General features: G+C 71.8%; 16 protein-coding genes. 10 read left to right on the top strand and 6 right to left on the bottom strand.

From position 1 onward, the window contains the following. Positions 1-10 precede the first annotated feature (10 nt). From gntD to vioC, 3 genes are read right to left on the bottom strand one after another with little or no spacing between them, the layout of a single operon-like run. The gene (gntD, locus tag AB0K28_RS45655) at positions 11-1,039 is read right to left on the bottom strand and encodes a guanitoxin biosynthesis L-enduracididine beta-hydroxylase GntD (protein WP_345409185.1); all 1,029 of its coding nucleotides are present in this window, start codon (positions 1,037-1,039) and stop codon (positions 11-13) included. Further along, positions 1,032-2,138, bottom strand: a complete 1,107-nt coding sequence (vioD, locus tag AB0K28_RS45660) for a capreomycidine synthase (RefSeq protein ID WP_364383224.1) — start codon at positions 2,136-2,138, stop codon at positions 1,032-1,034. Before vioD ends, gntD begins: the two co-directional genes overlap by 8 nt. Positions 2,139-2,157: 19 nt before the next feature. Beyond that, positions 2,158-3,177 (bottom strand): arginine beta-hydroxylase, Fe(II)/alpha-ketoglutarate-dependent, encoded by a 1,020-nt coding sequence (gene vioC / locus AB0K28_RS45665; RefSeq protein WP_345409183.1) that lies wholly within the window; start codon positions 3,175-3,177, stop codon positions 2,158-2,160. Positions 3,178-3,521: 344 nt separating this feature from the next. Here vioC and AB0K28_RS45670 point away from each other — a divergent pair, with 344 nt between their 5' ends. The 9 genes from AB0K28_RS45670 to AB0K28_RS45710 all read left to right on the top strand — a co-directional run bounded on the left by AB0K28_RS45670 (position 3,522) and on the right by AB0K28_RS45710 (position 15,361). Beyond that, positions 3,522-5,108 (top strand): MBL fold metallo-hydrolase, encoded by a 1,587-nt coding sequence (locus AB0K28_RS45670; protein WP_364383226.1) that lies wholly within the window; start codon positions 3,522-3,524, stop codon positions 5,106-5,108. After that, the gene (locus AB0K28_RS45675) at positions 5,096-6,439 is read left to right on the top strand and encodes a PLP-dependent aminotransferase family protein (RefSeq protein WP_345409181.1); all 1,344 of its coding nucleotides are present in this window, start codon (positions 5,096-5,098) and stop codon (positions 6,437-6,439) included. The genes AB0K28_RS45670 and AB0K28_RS45675 overlap by 13 nt, the downstream gene beginning before the upstream one ends. Positions 6,440-6,491: 52 nt before the next feature. Next, a complete protein-coding gene (gene dpgA / locus AB0K28_RS45680) occupies positions 6,492-7,634 on the top strand; it encodes a 3,5-dihydroxyphenylacetyl-CoA synthase DpgA (RefSeq protein WP_345409180.1) in 1,143 nt (380 codons plus the stop codon). Continuing rightward, positions 7,628-8,293 (top strand): enoyl-CoA-hydratase DpgB, encoded by a 666-nt coding sequence (dpgB, locus tag AB0K28_RS45685; RefSeq protein ID WP_364383229.1) that lies wholly within the window; start codon positions 7,628-7,630, stop codon positions 8,291-8,293. The genes dpgA and dpgB overlap by 7 nt, the downstream gene beginning before the upstream one ends. Continuing rightward, on the top strand, positions 8,290-9,603 hold the full coding sequence (gene dpgC / locus AB0K28_RS45690) for a (3,5-dihydroxyphenyl)acetyl-CoA 1,2-dioxygenase DpgC (protein WP_364383231.1): 1,314 nt from the start codon (positions 8,290-8,292) through the stop codon (positions 9,601-9,603). Before dpgB ends, dpgC begins: the two co-directional genes overlap by 4 nt. Beyond that, positions 9,600-10,586 carry a phytanoyl-CoA dioxygenase family protein gene (locus AB0K28_RS45695; protein WP_345409177.1) on the top strand — a complete coding sequence of 329 codons (987 nt, stop codon included), beginning with the start codon at positions 9,600-9,602 and terminating at the stop codon, positions 10,584-10,586. The genes dpgC and AB0K28_RS45695 overlap by 4 nt, the downstream gene beginning before the upstream one ends. 27 nt (positions 10,587-10,613) lie before the next feature. Continuing rightward, positions 10,614-11,426, top strand: a complete 813-nt coding sequence (gene dpgD / locus AB0K28_RS45700; RefSeq protein WP_364383234.1) for an enoyl-CoA-hydratase DpgD — start codon at positions 10,614-10,616, stop codon at positions 11,424-11,426. Between the two features lie 239 nt (positions 11,427-11,665). Continuing rightward, positions 11,666-12,661: a ParB N-terminal domain-containing protein gene (locus tag AB0K28_RS45705; RefSeq protein WP_364383236.1), complete on the top strand. Its 996-nt coding sequence runs from the start codon at positions 11,666-11,668 to the stop codon at positions 12,659-12,661. Positions 12,662-13,144: 483 nt separating this feature from the next. Continuing rightward, positions 13,145-15,361, top strand: a complete 2,217-nt coding sequence (locus tag AB0K28_RS45710; RefSeq protein ID WP_364383238.1) for a BTAD domain-containing putative transcriptional regulator — start codon at positions 13,145-13,147, stop codon at positions 15,359-15,361. A 52-nt stretch (positions 15,362-15,413) separates the two neighbouring features. Here AB0K28_RS45710 and dgoD read toward each other — a convergent pair whose 3' ends face one another. The 3 genes from dgoD to AB0K28_RS45725 are packed head-to-tail and all read right to left on the bottom strand — an operon-like array spanning position 15,414 to position 18,557. After that, positions 15,414-16,559 (bottom strand): galactonate dehydratase, encoded by a 1,146-nt coding sequence (gene dgoD, locus AB0K28_RS45715; protein WP_364383240.1) that lies wholly within the window; start codon positions 16,557-16,559, stop codon positions 15,414-15,416. A gap of 13 nt (positions 16,560-16,572) precedes the next feature. Then, positions 16,573-17,313 (bottom strand): SDR family NAD(P)-dependent oxidoreductase, encoded by a 741-nt coding sequence (locus AB0K28_RS45720; protein WP_364383242.1) that lies wholly within the window; start codon positions 17,311-17,313, stop codon positions 16,573-16,575. Continuing rightward, entirely contained in the window at positions 17,310-18,557 is a 1,248-nt protein-coding gene (locus AB0K28_RS45725) for a cellulase-like family protein (RefSeq protein WP_364383244.1), read from the bottom strand. Before AB0K28_RS45725 ends, AB0K28_RS45720 begins: the two co-directional genes overlap by 4 nt. A 180-nt stretch (positions 18,558-18,737) precedes the next feature. On the opposite strand from AB0K28_RS45725, the gene AB0K28_RS45730 reads away from it, so the two are divergent. Beyond that, positions 18,738-19,448, top strand: a complete 711-nt coding sequence (locus AB0K28_RS45730) for a FadR/GntR family transcriptional regulator (protein WP_364383247.1) — start codon at positions 18,738-18,740, stop codon at positions 19,446-19,448. Positions 19,449-19,453 lie beyond the last annotated feature (5 nt).

The following is a 19,453-nucleotide window of genomic DNA, read 5'->3' on the forward strand; positions in this document are numbered from 1 at the left end:
GAGAGATCGGTCAGTAGATGACGCGTGAGTCGGCGCTGAGCCTGCTGCCCCTGGACTTGCGCAGGTCGCGGGAGATGTTCAGCCGCCTGAGCCAGCGGTCGGTGCCGTCGAACCTGGCGGTGAACGGCTTGCGGCCGTGCACGGCGCGGTAGTTGTCCAGGAAGATGATCTCGCCGGGCCGCAGCGCGTACCCGCCGATGGCCGCGTCGATCGCGGCGACCGTCGCCTCCAGCGCCGCCGCCTCCTCCGCGTCGCCGGGCGGGTCCATGAAGTACGGGTCGAGCCGCAGGTACGGCTGGTCCGGATGCCCGAACAGCACGGCGATGGGCGCCGGATCCGCCTCCAGGCCGGCGATCCAGTCGTAGCTGCGCTCCAGCAGCCGCCGCGTCTCCTCGTCGTCCGCGTCCGGCCGCCCGCTCACGCCGGGGCGGTGCGAGAGGTCGGGCCTGATGGGGAAGCGCTCCCGCCGCATGACCTCGGCCACCTCAGGGGGCAGCTCGACGTCGTCCACCGACGCGTACGTCGTCTCGACCCCGTCCGGGTTGCGCAGGCACATCAGGCCCACGTAGTCCGTCCGCAGCGGATGGAAGGCGTCCTCGGTGTGCCACGTGAGCAGCTCTTCGCTGCCCGAGCCCAGCTGCTCGCGCACGTGCTCCTTGATCGGGAACACGTCGTGCATCAGCCGGCCCTCCTGCTGGGTGGCCCAGCCGATCGGGTCGCCGAGCAGGGACGCGCACAGGAAGAAGTAGAAGTCCTCCTCCGGGGTGGTGGTGCGGCCGACGCAGTCCTTCCAGTGGGCCGGGGTCGGGCCGATGCGCTCGTCGTCGATCGGATAGCCGCCGATCACGCACACCGCGTCCGGCTCGCGCAGCCGGAACTCGTTCAGCCCGTGCCGCAGGCCGCGCGGCAGCTCCTGGGCGTGGGTCGTGGCGGTGGCGAGGAAGCGCGGGTCCTCGACCGAGGCGTACGAGCGGCGCAGCTCGCCGACGAGCCCGCCGATCGCCTCCAGGTCGGCGGCGCTCAGCCGGATCCTAAACATGCAGCACCTTGCCCAGCAGGTCGAGCCCGCGTGCGAACGGCTCGGCCGGACCGCCGAAGCCGAGCCTGACCCTGGCCGTATCGCCGAAGCAGGCCCCCGGCACCAGCAGCACCTGGTGCTCGCGCGCCAGGCGGTGGCACAGCTCGGTGGTGTCGTCGTGGCCGCGCAGCCGGGGGAAGGCACACACGCCGCCGCGCGGCTCGACCATGTCGGCCACGTCGGCGTTGTCGCGCATCCACTGCCGCAGCACCTCCAGGTTGCGCCGCGCCTGCGCCAGCCGGCCGGCCAACAGCAGGTCAGCGCCCCGCGCCACCCGGGTGGCCAGGAACTCCACCAGCGGCGACAGGTGCAGCGTCATCCGGTCCCGCAGGTGCAGGGTGCGGCCCAGCAGGTCAGGGTCGGCGAGGCACCAGCCCACCCGCAGGCCGGGCAGCCCGTACCCCTTGGACAGGGTGCCGATCGAGATCGCCCGCGGATGGTCGTGCCCGGGGTCGCGCAGCGGCTCGCCGTCGTGGGTCAGCTCGCGGAACGCCTGATCCCACACCAGGTGCACGCCCGCGTCCGCAGTGACGGCGACCAGCTCGTCGCGCTGCGCAGGGGTCAGCGTGGCGCCGGTCGGGTTGTGCGGGAAGTTCACGACGACGGCCTTGGTGCGGTCGTTGATCAGCTGCCTGAGCAGCCCCATGTCCGGCACGTACCCGTCCTCCGCGCGCAGCGGCCAGCCGCGCACCGCGCAGCCCAGGGTCTGCGCCACGGAGGTGAGCGAGTGGTAGGACGGCTCCAGCGCGACGATCTCGTCCCCGGGGTCGAGCAGCGTGCTCAGCACGAGGTAGATGGCCTCGCTGGCGCCGTGGGTGACCATCACGCGCTCCGGATCCCCGGCGCCCCAGCGGTCGGCGACGGCGGCGCGCACCTCCGCGCCGCCCAGCGAGGTGCTGTCACGCAGCGTGATCGCGTCGAGCTCTTCGGGCTCGATGCCGAGCAGCCTGCGCAGGTCGGCGAGCGAGTAGTCCTCGACCCCGCTACTGCCGATGTCGATCTCGGCCGAGAAGTAGTAGAGCCGCATCCACTCTTCCAGCGCAGCGGACTCGTATCTCATCGGGCGCCTCTCCTCACGACTAGATGAATCGGGCCGTCGCGGTGCCACGCCGTTCGCGTGACTTGCGGAAGTCGGTCGTCACGCTCACGCGCTTGAGCCAGCGGTCCGTGCCGTCGTAGGAGGCGGTGAACGGCCGCCTGCCGTGCGCGAGCCGGTGGTTGTTGATGAACAGGACGTCGCCGGGGCGCAGCACGACGTCCTCGGTCCTGCGCTCCAGCAGGCCGCCGACGGCGGCGAGCGCGGCGGCGGCCTCGTCGTCGCCGTCCGGGACCTCCATGAAGTACGGGTCGATGCGCAGGTAGGGGGCGGCCGGGTCGCCCCACAGGACCGCCACCCTGTTGTCGTCCCGCTTCATTTCCGCGATCTCCGCGAACTGCTCACGGTAGGCGTCCGACGGCGCGTTGTGCTCGGCGAGATGGGAGTCGTCCGGCCTGATCAGGAAGCGCGGCTGGAACAGCGTGCGCACGTGCGCCGGGTCCAGCAGGCGGGCGTCGAGCTCGGCGACGGTGGTGGCCACCCTGCGCGGGTTGCGCAGGCAGCCCAGCAGCAGGAAGTCGGCCCGCCACGGGTGGAAGGCGTCCTCGGTGTGCAGGGTGAGCAGGTCGGTGCTGCCGACGCCGAGCTGCTCGGTCTCGTACCCCTTGATCGGGAAGACGTCGTGGACCAGCCGGCCGTCCTGCTGGGTCTTCCACGCGAACGGCTCGCCCAGCAGGGACGCGTACAGCAGGAGCAGGATCTCCTCGGCGAGCTCCGGGCCGGGCCGCGGCCGGCCGCGCCAGTGGCGTGGCGTGGGCCCGATCCTGGTCTGGTCGACGGTGTGGCCGCCGACGACGCAGTAGCCGAGGGCGTCGTCGAGCGCGAAACCGCGCAGGAACCTGCGCTGCGCCGCGGGCAGCTCGGAGGCGACGACGGGCAATTCACGGAGCAGTTCCTCGTCCTCCGGGCCGTCGTATCTTTTGGCGAGCCGGAGAGTGAGTTCCTCGATCTCCTGAGCCACATCCGGGGAAACAGCCGACAATCGATCGGTCGCAGACGCCATGCGCTCACCTTGCCCCCGCCGGTGACCACAAGGGAAGTCGTATCACGACGCGGCGGGCAATTATTCTGCGCACCGGTGACGCGGGTCGCACAGTACACGAGGGCAGGCATTCATCGCGCCGGAGAACGGGCGCCCGGCTCGGTGTTCAACTGCGGTGCGATGACGGTTGAACACTTTTCCGCGGCGCTATTGCTGGCGTCCGCGACACCATTCTTGTTTCACTGTCCCGGTGCCGCGTCATGCCGTGGACCCGGACGCGGCGCGCTTCGCGGTGCGTGCCTTTATCGGCGCCCCTGCCACCCCTCCGGGATTTGCTGAATTATCCCGCGGAAAGGAGAGCCCAGATGTCCGACGCGCCGATGTTCCTGCGGTCGAAGGCCATTGTCGAACCGCTGGTCGACCGTTTTTTCGGATGGATGCACACGGTGGCGCCGGTGCAGGCGTCCATGAACCTGGCATACCTCCAGGTGCCCATGCTGGAGTCGTACCTGCAGTCGCCGCAAGTGCACATCGCGGCGAGCAACAACCCGGAGCTGCGCGGCGGGTTCTTCGTGAACATCGCCGAGGAGCGCAGCGACGAGGTGCGGGACCTGCTCGACTCCATCAAGCGCGACCGCGCCGCCATGATCCGCTTCGCGAACGCGATCGCCGAGGGCCAGGAGCTGCTGCGGGTCAACGCCACCGGCTTCGACCTCACCCCGCTCTACCCCAAGCTCCCGCCGGAGCTCAACGGCCTGGTGGAGCTGGCCTACGACACCGACAACCAGGCCGCCGTGCGCTTCATCGAGCCGCTGGTCTACAAGAGCCCGGTCTACATGGAGTCGCGGCAGTCGGTGCAGCTGTCGCTGGAGCCGGGCTACGAGCGGCCCTTCATCCTGAGCACGCCCCGGCTGCCCTCGCCCGACGTGCTGGAGCTGCCGCTGCCGTTCCGCCACGACGGCCTGAAAGAGCTGTTCATGGCCCGCGTACGCCCCACGTCGCTGAACGCGCTGCGCGAGGCGCTGGAGATCGGCGACGACGCCCAGGCCGCGCTGCTGGCCGGCCTGCTCAGCGAGCAGCCCAGCGGCGCGCCCGACCGGCACATCGAGGCCGGCGGCCGGGTCCGCTACTTCGGCCACGCCTGCCTGGTCATGCAGTCGCCCCAGGCGGCGGTGGTGACCGACCCGTTCATCAGCGCCGACAGCACGGCCGGTGACCGGTACACGCTGGACGACCTGCCCGACTTCATCGACCTGGTCCTCATCACCCACGGGCACCAGGACCACATCGTGCTGGAGACGCTGCTGCAGCTGCGCGGCCGCATCGGAGCGGTGGTCGCGCCGCGCTCCTCGCGGGGCAACCTCGAGGACCCGTCCATCGCGCTGTACCTGAAGAACCTGGGCTTCCCCGTCGTCGAGGTGGACGACTTCGACGAGGTGGAGATCCCCGGCGGCAAGGTCGTCGCCACGCCGTTCCTCGGCGAGCACTGCGACCTGGACATCCGCGGCAAGTCCACCTACTGGGTGGAGATGGCCGGCAAGGCGATGTTCGTCGGCGCCGACTCCTCCGGCATCGACCCGGTGCTCTACCGCTACATCCGCGAGCACCTCGGGCAGGTCGACCTGGCCTTCCTCGGCATGGAGTGCGACGGCGCCTCACTCACCTGGCTCTACCAGGCGCTGCTGACCAAGCCGGTGACCAAGAAGATGAGCGACTCGCGCAAGCTGTCGGGCTCCAACGCCGAGCAGGCCGCCGCCATCATGACGGAGCTGGGCGCCAGCGAGGCCTACGTGTACGCCATGGGCGAGGAGGACTGGCTGGGCCACGTCATGGCGACCACGTACAACGACGACACCTACCAGATCAAGCAGATCAACGAGTTCCTCACGTGGTGCTCCGACCGCGGCATCCACGCCGAGCACCTGTTCCGCCAGCGGGAATGGCGCTGGTAGCGGGCCAGGCCCGGGCTCCGAGCCGCGCCCTCGGCAGGGCGGACCTGCACGCCAGCGTCTCGGACCCGGTGCTGGACACCATGAACTTCCTCAACGAGATCACCCACCGCTACCCCGAGGCGATCTCGTTCGCACCGGGACGCCCCTACGACGGGTTCTTCGACACCGAGCAGGTCTTCACCCACCTGCGCCGCTACCTGGAGCACCTCGCCGGCAACGGGCACACCGACGCCGGGATCCGCGACGCGATCTTCCAGTACGGGCCCACCAGCGGACGCATCCGCGACCTCGTGGCGGACTCGCTGGCCAAGGACGAGGGCATCGACGTGCCGCCCGAGTCGATCGTGATCACCGTGGGCGCCCAGGAGGCGATGCTGCTGACCCTGCGCGCCCTCATCGCGGGCCCGCAGGACGTGCTGCTGGTGTCCAGCCCCTGCTACGTGGGCATCACCGGCGCCGCCCGCCTGCTCGACGCCGAGGTGGGCGCGGTCGACGAGGAGGAGGACGGCTTCGCGTGCGCCGCGCTCGAAGCCGCGCTGGCCAGGGAGCGGGCCCGTGGCCGCCGCCCCCGGGCCTTCTACGTGATCCCCGACCACGCGAACCCGTCGGGCACCACGATGTCGCTGGAGCAGCGGCACGCGCTGCTCGACCTCGCGGACAGGGAGGGATTCCTCGTCCTGGAGGACAGCCCGTACCGGCTGGTCAGCCCCGGCCGGCAGTTGCCCACGCTCAAGGCGCTCGACCGCACCGGCCGCGTCGTCCACCTCGGCTCCTTCTCCAAGACGCTGTTCCCCGGGGCCCGCGTCGGGTTCGTCGTGGCCGACCAGCCCGTCGCGGACGGCCGGGGCGGCGCGGGGCTGCTGGCGGACGAGCTCACCAAGATCAAGAGCATGGTGACCGTGAACACCTCGCCGCTCAGTCAGGCGGTGGTGGGCGGCATGCTCCTGGCGGCCGGCGGGCGTACCCGCGAGCTGAACGCCGCCGCCGCCGCGTACTACGAACAGGCCATGCGCGGCACGCTGCGCGCCCTCGACGGCTGTTTCACCGAGGCGGAACGCGCCGCGCTCGGCGTGCGCTGGAACCGGCCGAGCGGCGGCTTCTTCCTCGCGATGCGGGTGCCGTTCCACGCCGGCAACGCGGCGCTGGCCCGCTCCGCCGAACACTTCGGCGTCATCTGGACGCCGATGTCCTACTTCTACCCGCTGGGCGGTGGCGACCGGGCACTCCGGTTGTCCATCAGCTACCTCAGCGACACCGAGATCACCGAAGGCGCCGCCAGGCTGGCGCGCTTCATCAGGGCCGAGGCGAAGGAAGGGAGAGCGGCATGTTGACCGTCGTGCGACGGATCAGAAGCAAGACCCGCATGTGGGGGTGGACCTACCGATGACCATGACGCTGTCCGAGGCCGTCCTCGCCCCGCCGCGAACGTGGCAGGCGGCGGCCCCCGCCAGGATCGCCGGCGTCGGCACCGCGGTGCCCGCGACGTCGTACACGCAGCGGGAGCTGCTCGACCTGCTCCACGTCACCTCGCCGAAGGTGCGCTCGCTCTTCCTCAACAGCGCGATCGAGCGCCGCCACCTCGTCCTGCCCCCGGCCGGGGCCGACGGCGAGCGGCGGCCCGAGGCGCAGGGCGAGCTGCTCGCCAAGCACAAGCGCAACGCGCTCGACATGGGCGGCAGGGCCGTGCGGGCGTGCCTCGACGACGCCGGGTTCCGGCTGGAGGACGTCGCCTACCTGTGCTGCGTCACCACGACCGGCTTCCTCAGCCCCGGGCTGAGCGCGTACCTCATCGACGCGCTGGGCCTCGACCCCTCCTGCGGCCGGGCGGACATCGTCGGCATGGGGTGCAACGCCGGCCTCAACGGGCTCGGCGCGGTCACCTCCTGGGCCGTGGCCCACCCCGGCAGGCTCGCCGTGATGGTGTGCACGGAGGCATGCTCGGCGGCGTACGTCATGGACGCGACCATGCGCACCGCCGTGGTGAACAGCCTCTTCGGCGACGGCGCCGCCGCCGTGGCGCTCGTCGCCGACCCACCAGAAGGCGGGCGCGAGAACGGGCAGGGAGATGAGGGCGGATCCGCGGCGGGGCCGCGGGTGCTGTCGACCGCCAGCCTCCTCATCACCGACGCCATCGCCGCGATGCGCTACGACTGGGACGACGACCAGGGCAGGTTCAGCTTCTACATCGACCCCGACGTGCCGTACGTGGTGGGCGCGCACGCCGAGCAGGTCGTCGACCGCCTGCTCACCCCCGCCGGCCTGCGGCGCGAGGACGTCAGCCACTGGCTGGTGCACTCGGGCGGCAAGAAGGTGATCGACGCGGTCCGCGTCAACCTCGGCCTCACCCGCCACGACGTCCGGCACACCCGCTCGGTCCTGCGCGACTACGGCAACCTGTCCAGCGGGTCGTTCCTGTTCTCCTACGAGCGGCTGCTGCGCGAGGGCGTCGTCAGAGCGGGTGACTACGGCGTGATGATGACCATGGGGCCGGGCTCCACCATCGAGACGGCGCTGATCCAATGGTGAGCCCCGGGCCCGCGACGCTGCGGATCGACGGCGCCAGGCCGCTGACGCCCGACGTGGTCGCCGAGGTCAACGCCGCCTGCGACGCGGCCGTGCAGCACGGGATGCTCGTCGTGCACGTGACCGGCGCCCCCGGCGACGGCTGGCTGAGCGGCGTCACCGTCGCGTCGGTCAGCAAGTGGGAGCGGGCGCTGCGCGCGCTGGAACGCCTGCCCCTGCCCACCCTCGCGATCGCCCGCGGCGACTGCGGCGGCCTCGCCCTCGACGCCTTCCTGGCCGCCGACCACCGCGTCGCGATCGGCAGGCCGCGCCTCGTCCTGCCCGTGAGCGCCGGGGCGACCTGGCCCGGCATGGCGCTCTACCGGCTCGCCCAGCACGGCGGCGGCGCGGCGGCCGTCCGCCGGGCGGCGCTCTTCGGCACCCCGATCGGCCTGGAGGACGCGCTGGCCGCGCATCTCATCGACGCGGTCGCCGCCGACGAGGAGGAGGCGGTGGCCGTGGCGGGCCGGTACGGCGCCGGCATCGCCGGCCCCGAGCTGGCCATCAGACGTCAGCTGCTCCTCGAGGCCCCCACCGTCGGCTTCGAGGAGGCGCTCGGCGTGCACCTGTCGGCCTGCGAGCGAGCCCTGCGGCGCACGACCGCGGAAGGGAGCACCTCATGACAGCGGCTCTGGAGGAGGACCGCGCCGCCCTGGCACGGGCCGCCGAGCAGGAGGAACGCGTCCTGTCGGGGCTGCCCGAGCCCGCCGACCGCTCGCCCGGGCAGCGCGCCGCCGCGACGGCGGCCATCGACGCCGCCCGCGACGCCCGCTGCGCCTTCCTCGACGCGCACGCCGAGGAGGTCTACGACGAGCTGACCGCCGGCCGTACCCGCCGCCTGCGGCTGCCCGAGCTGGCCGCGGCCGCCGCGGCCGCCTTCCCCGGGCTGGTGCCCGGCCCTGACCGGCTGGCCCGCGAGCAGGCCAGGCAGCAGCAGGACAAAGAAGGCCACGAGATCGACATCGGCATCTTCTTCAACCGGGTGCTGCACGCGCCGCGCGCCGGCGACCACCTGCTCGGCACCATGCTGCGGCCCACGCCCCGCGCGCTCGGCCTGCTGGCGGAGTTCACCAGGACCGGCACCGCGGACCTCGGCTCCGTACGCATGGAGCGCAGGGACGGCGTGGCCCGGCTCACCATGTGCCGCGACGACTGCCTGAACGCCGAGGACAACCGGCAGGTCGAGGACATGGAGACGGCGGTGGACCTGGCGCTGCTCGATCCCGGCGTCGAGGCCGGCCTGCTGCGCGGCGGCGAGATGACCCACCACCGCTACCGGGGCAGGCGCGTCTTCAGCGCCGGCATCAACCTCAAGGCCCTGCACAACGGCACGATCTCGCTGGTCGACTTCCTGCTGCGGCGCGAGCTCGGCTACATCCACAAGCTGCTGCGCGGGCTGGTGACCGACGAGGGCCCGGCCTGGCGGGCCCAGCCGATCCAGAAACCGTGGGTGGCCGCCGTGGACACCTTCGCCATCGGCGGCGGCACGCAGCTCCTGCTGGTCTTCGACCACGTGGTCGCCGCGTCGGACGCCTACCTCAGCCTGCCCGCCGCGCAGGAAGGCATCATCCCCGGCGCCTCCGCGCTCCGGCTCACCCGGCACACCGGCCCACGGCCGGCCCGCCAGATCATCCTGGCCGGGCGGCGCCTCCCGGCCGACGAGGCGCGGGCCATCGGCCTGATCGACGAGGTGCACGACCCCGACACGCTCGACCTGGCCATCGAGGGCGCGCTCCAGCGGCTGCGCGGCGCCGCCGTGGTCGCCAACCGCAGGATGCTCAACCTCACCGAGGAGCCGCTCGAGGCGTTCCGCCGCTACATGGCCGACTTCGCCCTGCACCAGGCGCTCCGCCTCTACAGCATCGACGTGGTCACCAAGGTCAGCCGTTTCACCACCGCAAGCTCGCCCACCAGTGAGAGGCCCCAGACATGATCGAACTGACTCCCAAAGAGTCCCTGGCCAAGAACGGCTTCGCGGGTCCCTTCCCCCGCTTCGCCTCGGAAGAGACGATCACGCAGCTGCGGGACTTCTTCGCCACCCTGCTCGACGACGCCCCGCAGCACCCGCTCTACGGGCGCTACTCCGTCCGCGACTGGCACCTCGTCGACGAGAAGGTACGCGCCGTCATGAGTGCCCCCGAGCTGGTGCAGACCGTGCAGGAGGTCACCGGCGCCGACTCGCTCATCCTGTGGCGCTCCAAGCTCTTCGAGAAGTTCCCCGGTGACGGCCCCATCGACTGGCACCAGGAGTACGGCTACTTCGACGGCGAGGAGATCGGCGGCCACCGCCCCGCGCTGTTCCCGATGAACCCGGCCGGCGAATGGGACTGGACGGTATGGATGGCCCTGACCGACGTCTCAGAGGACGACGGGGTCATGGAGTTCGTCAAGGGCTCGCAGCGCAGCTCGTACCCGAAGCGGATGGTCAAGCTGGTGGAGTCGGGCGCGTACGTGAACCCGCGCAACCGCATCAGCACCAAGGAGGAGCTGCTGACCCGCGCGGCCAACAACAGCGTGCTGCTCGACATCGACACCCGCAACGTCTTCAGGGACGTCGACCCGGACAAGTACACCCTCGACGAGCTGTTCGACCGGCTCGACGCCTTCTGCGACGACCTGCTCGCGGTCGTCACCGAGCCGTTCGAGGTGAAGCCGGGCGACACCCAGACGATGCCGATGAAGGCCGGCGAGTACGTCATCTTCAGCGAGCGCTGCATGCACCGCTCGCGCGGCTCCCTGCCGGACGCCACGACCAGGCTCGCGCTCAATGCCCGCTACACCCTCGGCGACACCTGGGTATACCCGCAGCGCGCGACCGGCGACACCTACGACGGGTCGAACCTCGACATCAGCGGCCACCGCTGCGTGCCGGTGGCCGGGACCAGGTTCAACCCGAACAACGTCTACCTCGGATGATCCACCCCCGAAGCGGACGGGACGGTCATGAGCGCCGCAGAGGATGACCGTCCCCGCGTCCGCTACGCCAAGAAGGACCACGTCGCCTACGTCACGCTCGACCGGCCCCACGTGCTCAACGCGATGGACCTGCGCATGCACGAGGAGCTGGCGGCGATCTGGGACGACGTCGAGGCGGATCCGTCCGTCCGCGTGGCGGTGCTCACGGGAGCGGGCGAGCGCGCCTTCTCCGTCGGGCAGGACCTGAAGGAACGCGCCAGGCTGAACGCCGGGGGAGCGCCGCCCACCACCTTCGGCAGCCGCGACCAGCCCGGCTGGCCCCGGCTCACCGAGCGCTTCGCCTTCGCCAAACCGGTGCTCGCGCGCGTCGACGGGTACGCGCTCGGCGGCGGCTTCGAGCTGGCGCTCGCCTGCGACGTCATCGTCGCGTCGGATCGGGCGGAGTTCGGCCTGCCCGAGGCCGGACTGGGGCTCGTACCCGGCGCGGGCGGGGCGTTCCGCCTGGCCAGGCAGCTGCCGCTGAAGCAGGCCATGGGGCACCTGCTGACCGGCCGCCGCATGAGCGCGGCCACGGCCGAGCGGTTCGGGCTGGTCAACGAGGTCGTCGCGAGGGAGCGGCTGGACGAGTGCGTCGCCGGGTGGGCGCGCGACCTGGCGCGCAGCGCCCCGCTGTCGGTCAGGGCGATCAAGGAGGCGGTGCTCGCCTCGCTCGACATGCCGCTGGAGCGGGCGTTCGCCACGCGCTACGTGTGGGAGGAACGACGGCTGCGCGGCAGGGACCTCGTCGAGGGCCCTGAGGCGTTCGCCGAGAAGCGGGAGCCCGTCTGGAGCGATGATTGATCAACGCCACGCCGGTGCCACGCTCGCGCCACGGCCGTGTATGACCATGAGGACTGACCAGCAGAGGGGCCTCCAGAACCGGCGGGAAGGCGAGGTCAGGCCACGTGGCCGGCCGAGCCGTCCGTCATCGCGGTTGTGTACGGGGTGGGGCGTCCCGATGCCATGCTGCAAACCGGGAGGCATGGGTGGTTCGTGTAAGCGCCGCATCGCAAGCGCGGCGGAGGATCAGATCGATCGATGTGCAGACGGAACGACCACGGGTCGTCTCCGTGCCCATCCTGACGTTGCAGCTGGGGGAGTCGCCACGCCTGAAAGGCGAGGACAAGGCGCACATCATGCGCCTGGCGGAGACCGAGCAGCCGCTGCCGCCCATCATCGTGGACCGGCACACCATGCGGGTGATCGACGGAGTGCACCGCCTCATGGCCGCCTCCCTGCGCGGGCAGGCGACCATCGACGTCGAGTTCTTCGACGGCAGCCCGGAGGACGCGTTCCTCCTCGCCGTCCAGTCGAACGTGAAGCACGGGCTGCCGCTGTCGCAGGCCGACCGGCGGGCCGCCGCGCTGCGCATCCTCATGACGCATCCGCGCATGTCCGACCGGGCGATCGCGGAGTCGACGGGACTGGGCACCAAGGCGGTGGCGGAACTGCGGCGCTCGAACGACGCCGTGCCGCAGCTGAACGCCAGGATCGGCAAGGACGGCAAGGTCCGGCCCCTCAGCAGCAGGGAGGGGCGGCTGCGGGTGGCGGCGTTACTGGCCGAGCATCCCGAGGCGTCCTTACGCCACATCGCCAGGGTGGCCGGTGTGTCCGCCGCGACCGCGATGGACGTCCGCAAGCGGCTGGAGCGCGGTGAGGAGCCCGTCCCGCCCCAGCAGGCCGCCGGCGGTGGCGGTCGCTGGCCCAAGCAGGCCGCCGCGCAGGAGACCGACTGGCCCGGGCCGCCGCCGGGCCTCGCGCTGCAGAAGCTGCTGCGCGATCCCTCGCTGCGGCACAACGAGAAGGGCCGTCAGCTCCTGCGCCTGCTGCAGGAGAACGTCAGCGGCGCGAGCACCATGCATGACGTGGTGGCCGCGGTGCCCTCGCATTGCCTGTCGCTCATCATGCAGGTCGCCTGGCAGAATTCGGAGATGTGGCGGGAGGTGGCCTTGGAGCTGGAGAAACGGTCGAAGGTGACCGATCCGTTCACCAAGCAGAAGGCCGGCGACGCGCACGAGCGGCGGCTGGCGCAGTAGTCGGGCCAGGCCCAATAGCCGGCTCGCACCGCGGGTGGAGGGGCCCGCGTTTCCGCGAGTCAGGGCCGTGCGGGCCCTCGTCCATATGCGCCCCACACTTTCACCATACTTTCCGCGTGCCCATTGATTTAATTCTCTACTTCTTTCCCGGGCGGCTCCTGATCGGCGGTGTCCGCCCACGTCCTGGGCTCTTGACACCGCTTCGGCGCTTTTGCGCAGTTCGCTGTTGCACTCACCCGCATCATGGAGTAAGGACCAGAAAACGTCAGAGTGACGATTGGTGGAGTTTCCCTACGGCGCTTTCCGATACGTGAAGAAAACTTGTAGTATCTGCACTTGCAGAACAGCTGACATGTCTTTGCAGCCGCTGTCGTGCGTCCACGGCGACGGTGCGCACGGCGATGTCCTCACGGGAGAGCGTCACTGGAGGTCTGCATGCGGTTCGGGGTGCTCGGTCACTTGGAAGTGTCTGTGGACCACGAAGTGATCAAGATACCCTCGGCACGCCAGCGCATCACCCTGGCCGCGTTGCTGACCAGGCCGAATCAGGTCATCTCCGCCGACGAGCTGGCCGAGATCGTCTGGGACGGCACCCCCTCCGCAGGAGCGCGCACCACCCTGCGCTCCTACGTCATGCGCCTGCGGCGCTCCATCGGGCCCATCGCGGGCACCCGCATCGGCACCAGAGAGCCCGGCTACTACATCGAGCTCACCGACCACGAGCTCGACCTGCGCCTGTTCGACCAGCACTTCCAGCGCGGCCGCCACGCCGAGCGCATGGGCCGATGGCAGGAGTGCGTGCAGGAGATGTCGGCCGCGCTCGAGCTGTGGCGCGGCGACCCGCTCAGCGACATCCCCGCCCAATCGCTGCTGCGGGCCGAGGTGCCCCGCCTGATGGAGATCCGGCTCCAGGCCCTCGAGTCCCGCATCGACGCGCTGCTCCACCTGGGCCGCCACGACGACGTGATCCACGAGCTGGTCGAGCTGGTCATGGCCCACCCGCTGCGCGAGCACTTCGGCGCCCAGCTCATGCTGGCGCTCTACCGCGCCGGCCGCCAGGCCGAGGCACTCGACACCTACGGCGCCGCCCGCCAGCGGCTGGTCGCCGAGCTCGGCATCGAACCGTCGGGCGAGGTCCAGGCCCTGCACCAGCGCATCCTCGCCAACGACCCGCTGCTGATGCCCCCGCCGCAACCCCTGCGGCTCGACGAAGCCGCGCCCGTGCCCGCCGCCGAGCCGGCCCCTGCTCCTCCGGCCGGCCCCGCGAGCGTGCCCGTCCCGCGCCAGCTCCCGCCCACCATGAGGGACTTCACCGGCCGCGAGAAAGAGCTCGACGAGATCGCCGGCATCCTCAAGCGGGCCGACCGCGCCGCCGTGCCCATCGTGCACGTGCACGGCCCGCCCGGCGTCGGCAAGACCTCGCTCGCCGTGCTGGCCGCGCACCGGGTGGCCGACGCCTTCCCCGACGGTCAGCTCTTCATCCCGGGCACCCGCGAGGACGGCACCGCCCGCGAGCCGGAGGAGACGGTGCACGAGCTGCTCAGGACCCTCGGCGTGGCGCAGGAGGCCATTCCCCACACGCTCAGCGACGGCGCCGCCCTGTTCCGCTCGATCCTGGCGGGCAAGCGCATGCTCGTCCTCATCGACGACGCGCAGGACAGCGAGCAGATCCTGCCCCTGTTACCCGGCGCCTCCGGATGCGTGGCCGTCGTGACGAGCCGCAGGCAGAACATCCACCTGCCCGGCGCCCACCTGTTCGAGCTGCAGCCGTTCGACATGGACGAGTCCCTGCACCTGCTCCGTAAGATCATCGGCTGCGCGCGGGTCGGCGGGGAGCAGCGCGCCGCGGAAAGCATCGCCCACGCGTGCGAGGGCATCCCGCTCACCCTGCGGATCATCGGCGACCGCCTCGCGACCCGCGTGACGTGGTCGCTGTCCTACGCGGCCGACATGCTGACGCCGAGCTCCACTCTCGTCACCCAGGTCGGCCGCGACCCGCACCTGCGCGCCACCGTCGCCGGCAGCTACGCCACGCTCGACCCCGAGCTGCAGCGCGCCTTCCGCTACCTGGCCCTGGCCGGTCCGCACGACTTCTCCGAGTGGACGGCCTGCGTCCTGCTCCGCAGGGTCGGCGCCGAGCACCTGGTCGAGGCGCTGCGGGACCGCTCGCTGCTCCAGGACGCGGGCTCGTCGCCGCAGGGCCGGCCCCGCTACCGGATGCTCAACCTGTTCCGCAACTATGCCCTCGACCTGCTGGCCGAGGACCCGGAATACCCCGCCGCGCTGCGGCACGTGCTCACGTTATGGGCCGAACTCGCCGAGCTGGCCCGCTCCCGCCTGCCCGCCGGCACGTACGGCGCCGACGACCGCCCGCCCGCGCCGCCGTCCCCGAGCGGCGACCCGGTCGTCCGCGCGATCGCGGCGCTGGTGCGCCGCGATCCCGGCGGCTGGCTCGACCGTGAGTGGCCGCTGCTGATGGAGGCCGTCGACCTCGGCATCGGCGGCGGCCTGCCCGACCACGCCGTGCGGCTCGCCGCCCGGCTGCACCCGCATCTGGCGCGGCACCACCCGCAGCAGGCGCGCGAGCTGTGGCGGCGCTTCGCCTCCGTGCCCGATCAGCTGATCAGGCAGGAGGCGCTCTTCCACAGCGCCCGCCTGTGGACGTCCCGCGACGCCGACGCGTTCCGGCCGTCGGCGTAGCCCGCGCCGGTCGCCGGCGTACCGACGATCGCCTGGCCGCCGGTGCGGCTGATCACCACTCGGCGAAGGAGCCGTCGGGGTGCCGCCACAGCGGGCTGCGCCAGCGGTGGCCCTGCTCCGCCGCCCGCTCCACCGCGGCCTCGTCGATCTCGATGCCGAGCCCCGGCCGTTCCGTCCGGGTCGCGTAGCCGCCGGGGAAGGTCAGCGGGGCCGGGTCGACGAGGTAGTCCAGGACGTCGTTGCCCTGGTTGTAGTGAATGCCGACGCTCTGCTCCTGGATGAGGAAGTTCGGCACGGCGAAGGCCAGCTGCAGGCTGGAGGCCAGCGAGATCGGGCCCAGCGGGCAGTGCGGGGCCATGCTGACGTCGTACGTCTCCGCCATCGCGGCGATCCTGCGGACCTCCGAGATGCCGCCGGCGTGGCTCACGTCCGGCTGGGCGACCGCGATGCCGTGCCCGATGACGTCGCGGAAGTCCCACCGGGAGAACAGCCGCTCGCCGGTGGCGAGCGGGATCGAGGTCCCCGCGGCCAGCGCGGCGAGATTGCGCGAGTGCTCGGGCAGCACCGCCTCCTCCACGAACAGCGGCAGGTACGGCTCCAGCAGCGGCAGCAGCCGCCTGGCCATCGCCGTGCTGGCGCGCCCGTGCAGGTCCACCACCAGGTCGTGGTCGTCGCCGATGGCCGCGCGCACGGCGGCCACCCGGTGCACGACCTCCATCGTGCGGGCCGGGGTGTCGATGGCGGTCAGCTCACCCGAGCCGTTCATCTTCACGGCGGTGAACCCGGCCTCGATCTGCGCCTTGGCCTGCTCGGCGACCTCGGCGGGCCGGTCGCCGCCGATCCAGGCGTACATGCGGGCCTTCTCGCGGACAGGACCGCCCAGCAGCCGGTGCACGGGCAGCCCGGCGGACTTGCCGGCGATGTCCCACAGCGCCTGGTCGATGCCGGCGACCGCGCTGGACAGCACGGGACCGCCCCGGTAGAAGCCGCCCTTGGTGAGGACCTGCCAGTGGTCCTCGATGCGCAGCGGGTCCTGGCCGATGAGGTGGTCGGCCAGCTCGGCGACGGCGGCGCGGACGGTCTCCGCCCGGCCCTCGACGATCGGCTCGCCCCAGCCGGTGATGCCCTCGTCGGTGCGGATCCGCAGGAACAGCCAGCGTGGTGTGACGAGGAAGGTGTCCAGAGAGACGATCTTCATGCAGGTTTCCGTTCTAGGAGGAAGTGGTGGAGACGCTCCAGCCGCCGTCGACGTTGAGGCAGGCTCCGGTGATGAACGAGGCGTCGGGCGAGGCGAGGAAGGCGACGGCCGCGGCCACCTCGTCCGGGGTGCCGAACCGGCCCGCCGGCGTCTCGGCGATGGTCGCGTCGCGGCCCGCCTGGTCGATGCCGTCCCAGGCGGGGCTCATGATCGGGCCGGGCACGACGGCGTTGACGCGGACGCGGGGCGCGTACTCGACCGCGAGCTGCCTGGTCAGCGACTGCAGCCCGCCCTTGGCGGCCGCGTACGGCGCGCAGCCGGGGATGCCGGTCTGGGCGTGCACCGACGAGGTGATCACGAGCGCGCCCGCGCTCTCCGCCAGCAGCGGGCAGAACGTGCGCGCCGCCAGGTAGGCCGCCTTGAGCGAGACGTCGATCTGCAGGTCCCAGTCCGCCTCGGGCATCTCGTGGGCCGGGCGGGCGGGCACGACCCGGCCCGGCCCGTTGGCGTGCAGCACGTCGAGGCGGCCGAACCGCTCGCGCACCTCCTCCAGGGCGGCCGCCCAGCCGGCGGCGGAGGCCACGTCCAGGTGCAGGAAGGCGGCCCGCTCGCCGATCGACGCGGCCACCGCGCGGCCCCGCTCGTCGGCGACGTCCGCCACCAGCACCCGCGCGCCCCCGGCGGCCAGGCGGCGGGCGGTGGCCGCGCCGATGCCCGACGCGGCGCCGGTGACCAGGGCGGTCCTGCCGCTCATCGGCCCTCCGTGAAGATCCGGTTGGCGGTGACCTGCAGCTCCACGTCGTCCCACATCGGGTGCTGCGGGGCCGCGTTCGAGCAGACCACCGTGCCCCACGCGCCGAGCCTGCGGGCGTGGCGGACCGCGTCCAGGCAGATCTCCGCCCCCACCGGGCCCTCCTCGAACGTGCCGCGCAGCGGGGTGTAGCCGACCCAGCCCTCGCCGAAGACCAGCGGCAGCTCGCGGGCGGCGGCCCAGTCGGCGGCGACCTCCATCCACAGGCGCAGCTTCTCGGCCATGCCGTGACGGTAGGTGGCGTACCGGTCGTACAGCCAGCGGTCGAACAGGGCCGGGTCGCACCAGTCGTGCAGGTACACCTCGCGCGGCGGCACCACCGTGGCCGCGCCGCGCCACTCCTCCTCCGGATGCCACTCCGCGAGGTCGGGCGCGCCGGGGCGCAGCAGCTCGCGGCGGGCGCGCTCCTGCGGGAACGGCACGCCCGGGTCGCGCAGCGCGAACGTCTCGACCAGCTCGTCCAGCACGCCGTAGACGTAGGGGTGGAAGACGGCGACGTCCACGTTGGCGGGGATGCCGCGCATCTCGCCGTGCGGCACGCCCGCGTAGTTCACGGTCGCCGGCACGCCGGGATGCCGCGACTTGAACACGTCGAGCGCCTTCTCCAGGTACGGCCGCAGCCCCAGCACCGCGGACTCGCCCGGCGCGAGCACCTCGGTGAGCCAGGTGGCCTGGATCTCGTTGTGCAGCTCGACGAACGCGATCTGCTCGGCCAGCCCGTGCCCGGCCACGAAGTCCACCAGGCCGGCGAGCGCCTCGGCCAGCACGGTCGCCCGCCGCTCGGCCGGCACCGCGCGCAGCGCCTCGTACCAGGCGGGGTCGGCCAGGAAACTGGAGCTCTGCTGGTACTCCCAGGAGGAGACGATCACCCGGCAGCCGTGCCGCCTTGCCGCCTCGAACAACCTCAGCAGGTGCGCGCGGCCGTCCAGGGTGGACGGCTCGCGCACGTCGTACCAGCGGGTGCGGAGGCCGTAGCCGCGGCCGAACGGGGCGAACGTCAGCGCCGAGGTGTCCAGCCCCGACCCGAACAGCAGGTACGGCATCGCGCAGATCCGCACGGTGTCGTACCCGCGCGCCACCGCCTCGTCGAAGGCGCGGTCGAGGTCCTCGAACGGTTCGCCCGGGCCGGTCCTGGCGTACCAGGAGAAGTCCCAGAGCGTGATGGTCAAAGTGGACAACTCGCTCATCGTCGGCTCCTTCGTCGGGGGTGTGAGGCGCCCGGATGCGGAACTTCGTCTCGCAGGATGCACTCAGACTTCCCTGAAGTCAATAAAAAGTACGATTACTTTTTACACTAGTATGCTTAGAAATGATGTTGGTGATCTTGGGGGCGGTGGCCTGGAGTGCGGGCGTGGCATGATTCCGCCATGACGGAGATCGGGAGGTCCGGCGCGCACGACCGGGTGGTCAGCAGCCTCGGCACGGCCATCGTCAACGGCGAGCTCGTCCCCGACGACGACCTCGACGTGGTGGCGCTGCAGGAGCGGTTCTCGGTGAGCAGGACGGCGGTGCGCGAGGCGCTGCGCGTCCTGGCCGCCAAGGGCCTGGTGGGGGCCAGGCCCCGGCGCGGCACCTTCGTCGCGCCCCGCGAGCAGTGGGCGCTGCTCGACGCCGACGTGCTGCGCTGGCGCTTCGCCGACCGCGTGGACGAGACGTTCCTCGACGAGCTGGGCGAGGTGCGGCTGACCGTCGAGCCCGCCGTGGCCCGCATGGCGGCGCTGCGCCGCACCGACCGCGACCTCGCCGACCTGGAGGACGCGCTGGCGGCCATGCGAGCGGCGGCGGGCCGGGCGGCCGTCGATCACGTCGAGGCCGACCTGGCCTTCCACCACGCCCTCCTGCGGGCCGCGCACAACGAGCTGATGGCCCAGATGGCCACCGCCATCGAGGCGGGCCTGCGGCTGCGCGACCAGTTCGTGCACGCCACGCTCACCAGCGAGTCCGCCGACAAGCACGCCGAGGTCCTGCTCGCGGTACGCAAGCAGCGCGCCAAGGCGGCCGAGGCCGCGATGCGCGTTCTCATCGAACGCTCGATCGCCGACGTCGACCTCGCCAAGAAGGTCCACGGTTCAAGGTGAACGGC

Source organism: Nonomuraea sp. NPDC049504 (genome assembly GCF_040676845.1).
Classification (GTDB): Bacteria; Actinomycetota; Actinomycetes; order Streptosporangiales; family Streptosporangiaceae; genus Nonomuraea; species Nonomuraea salmonea.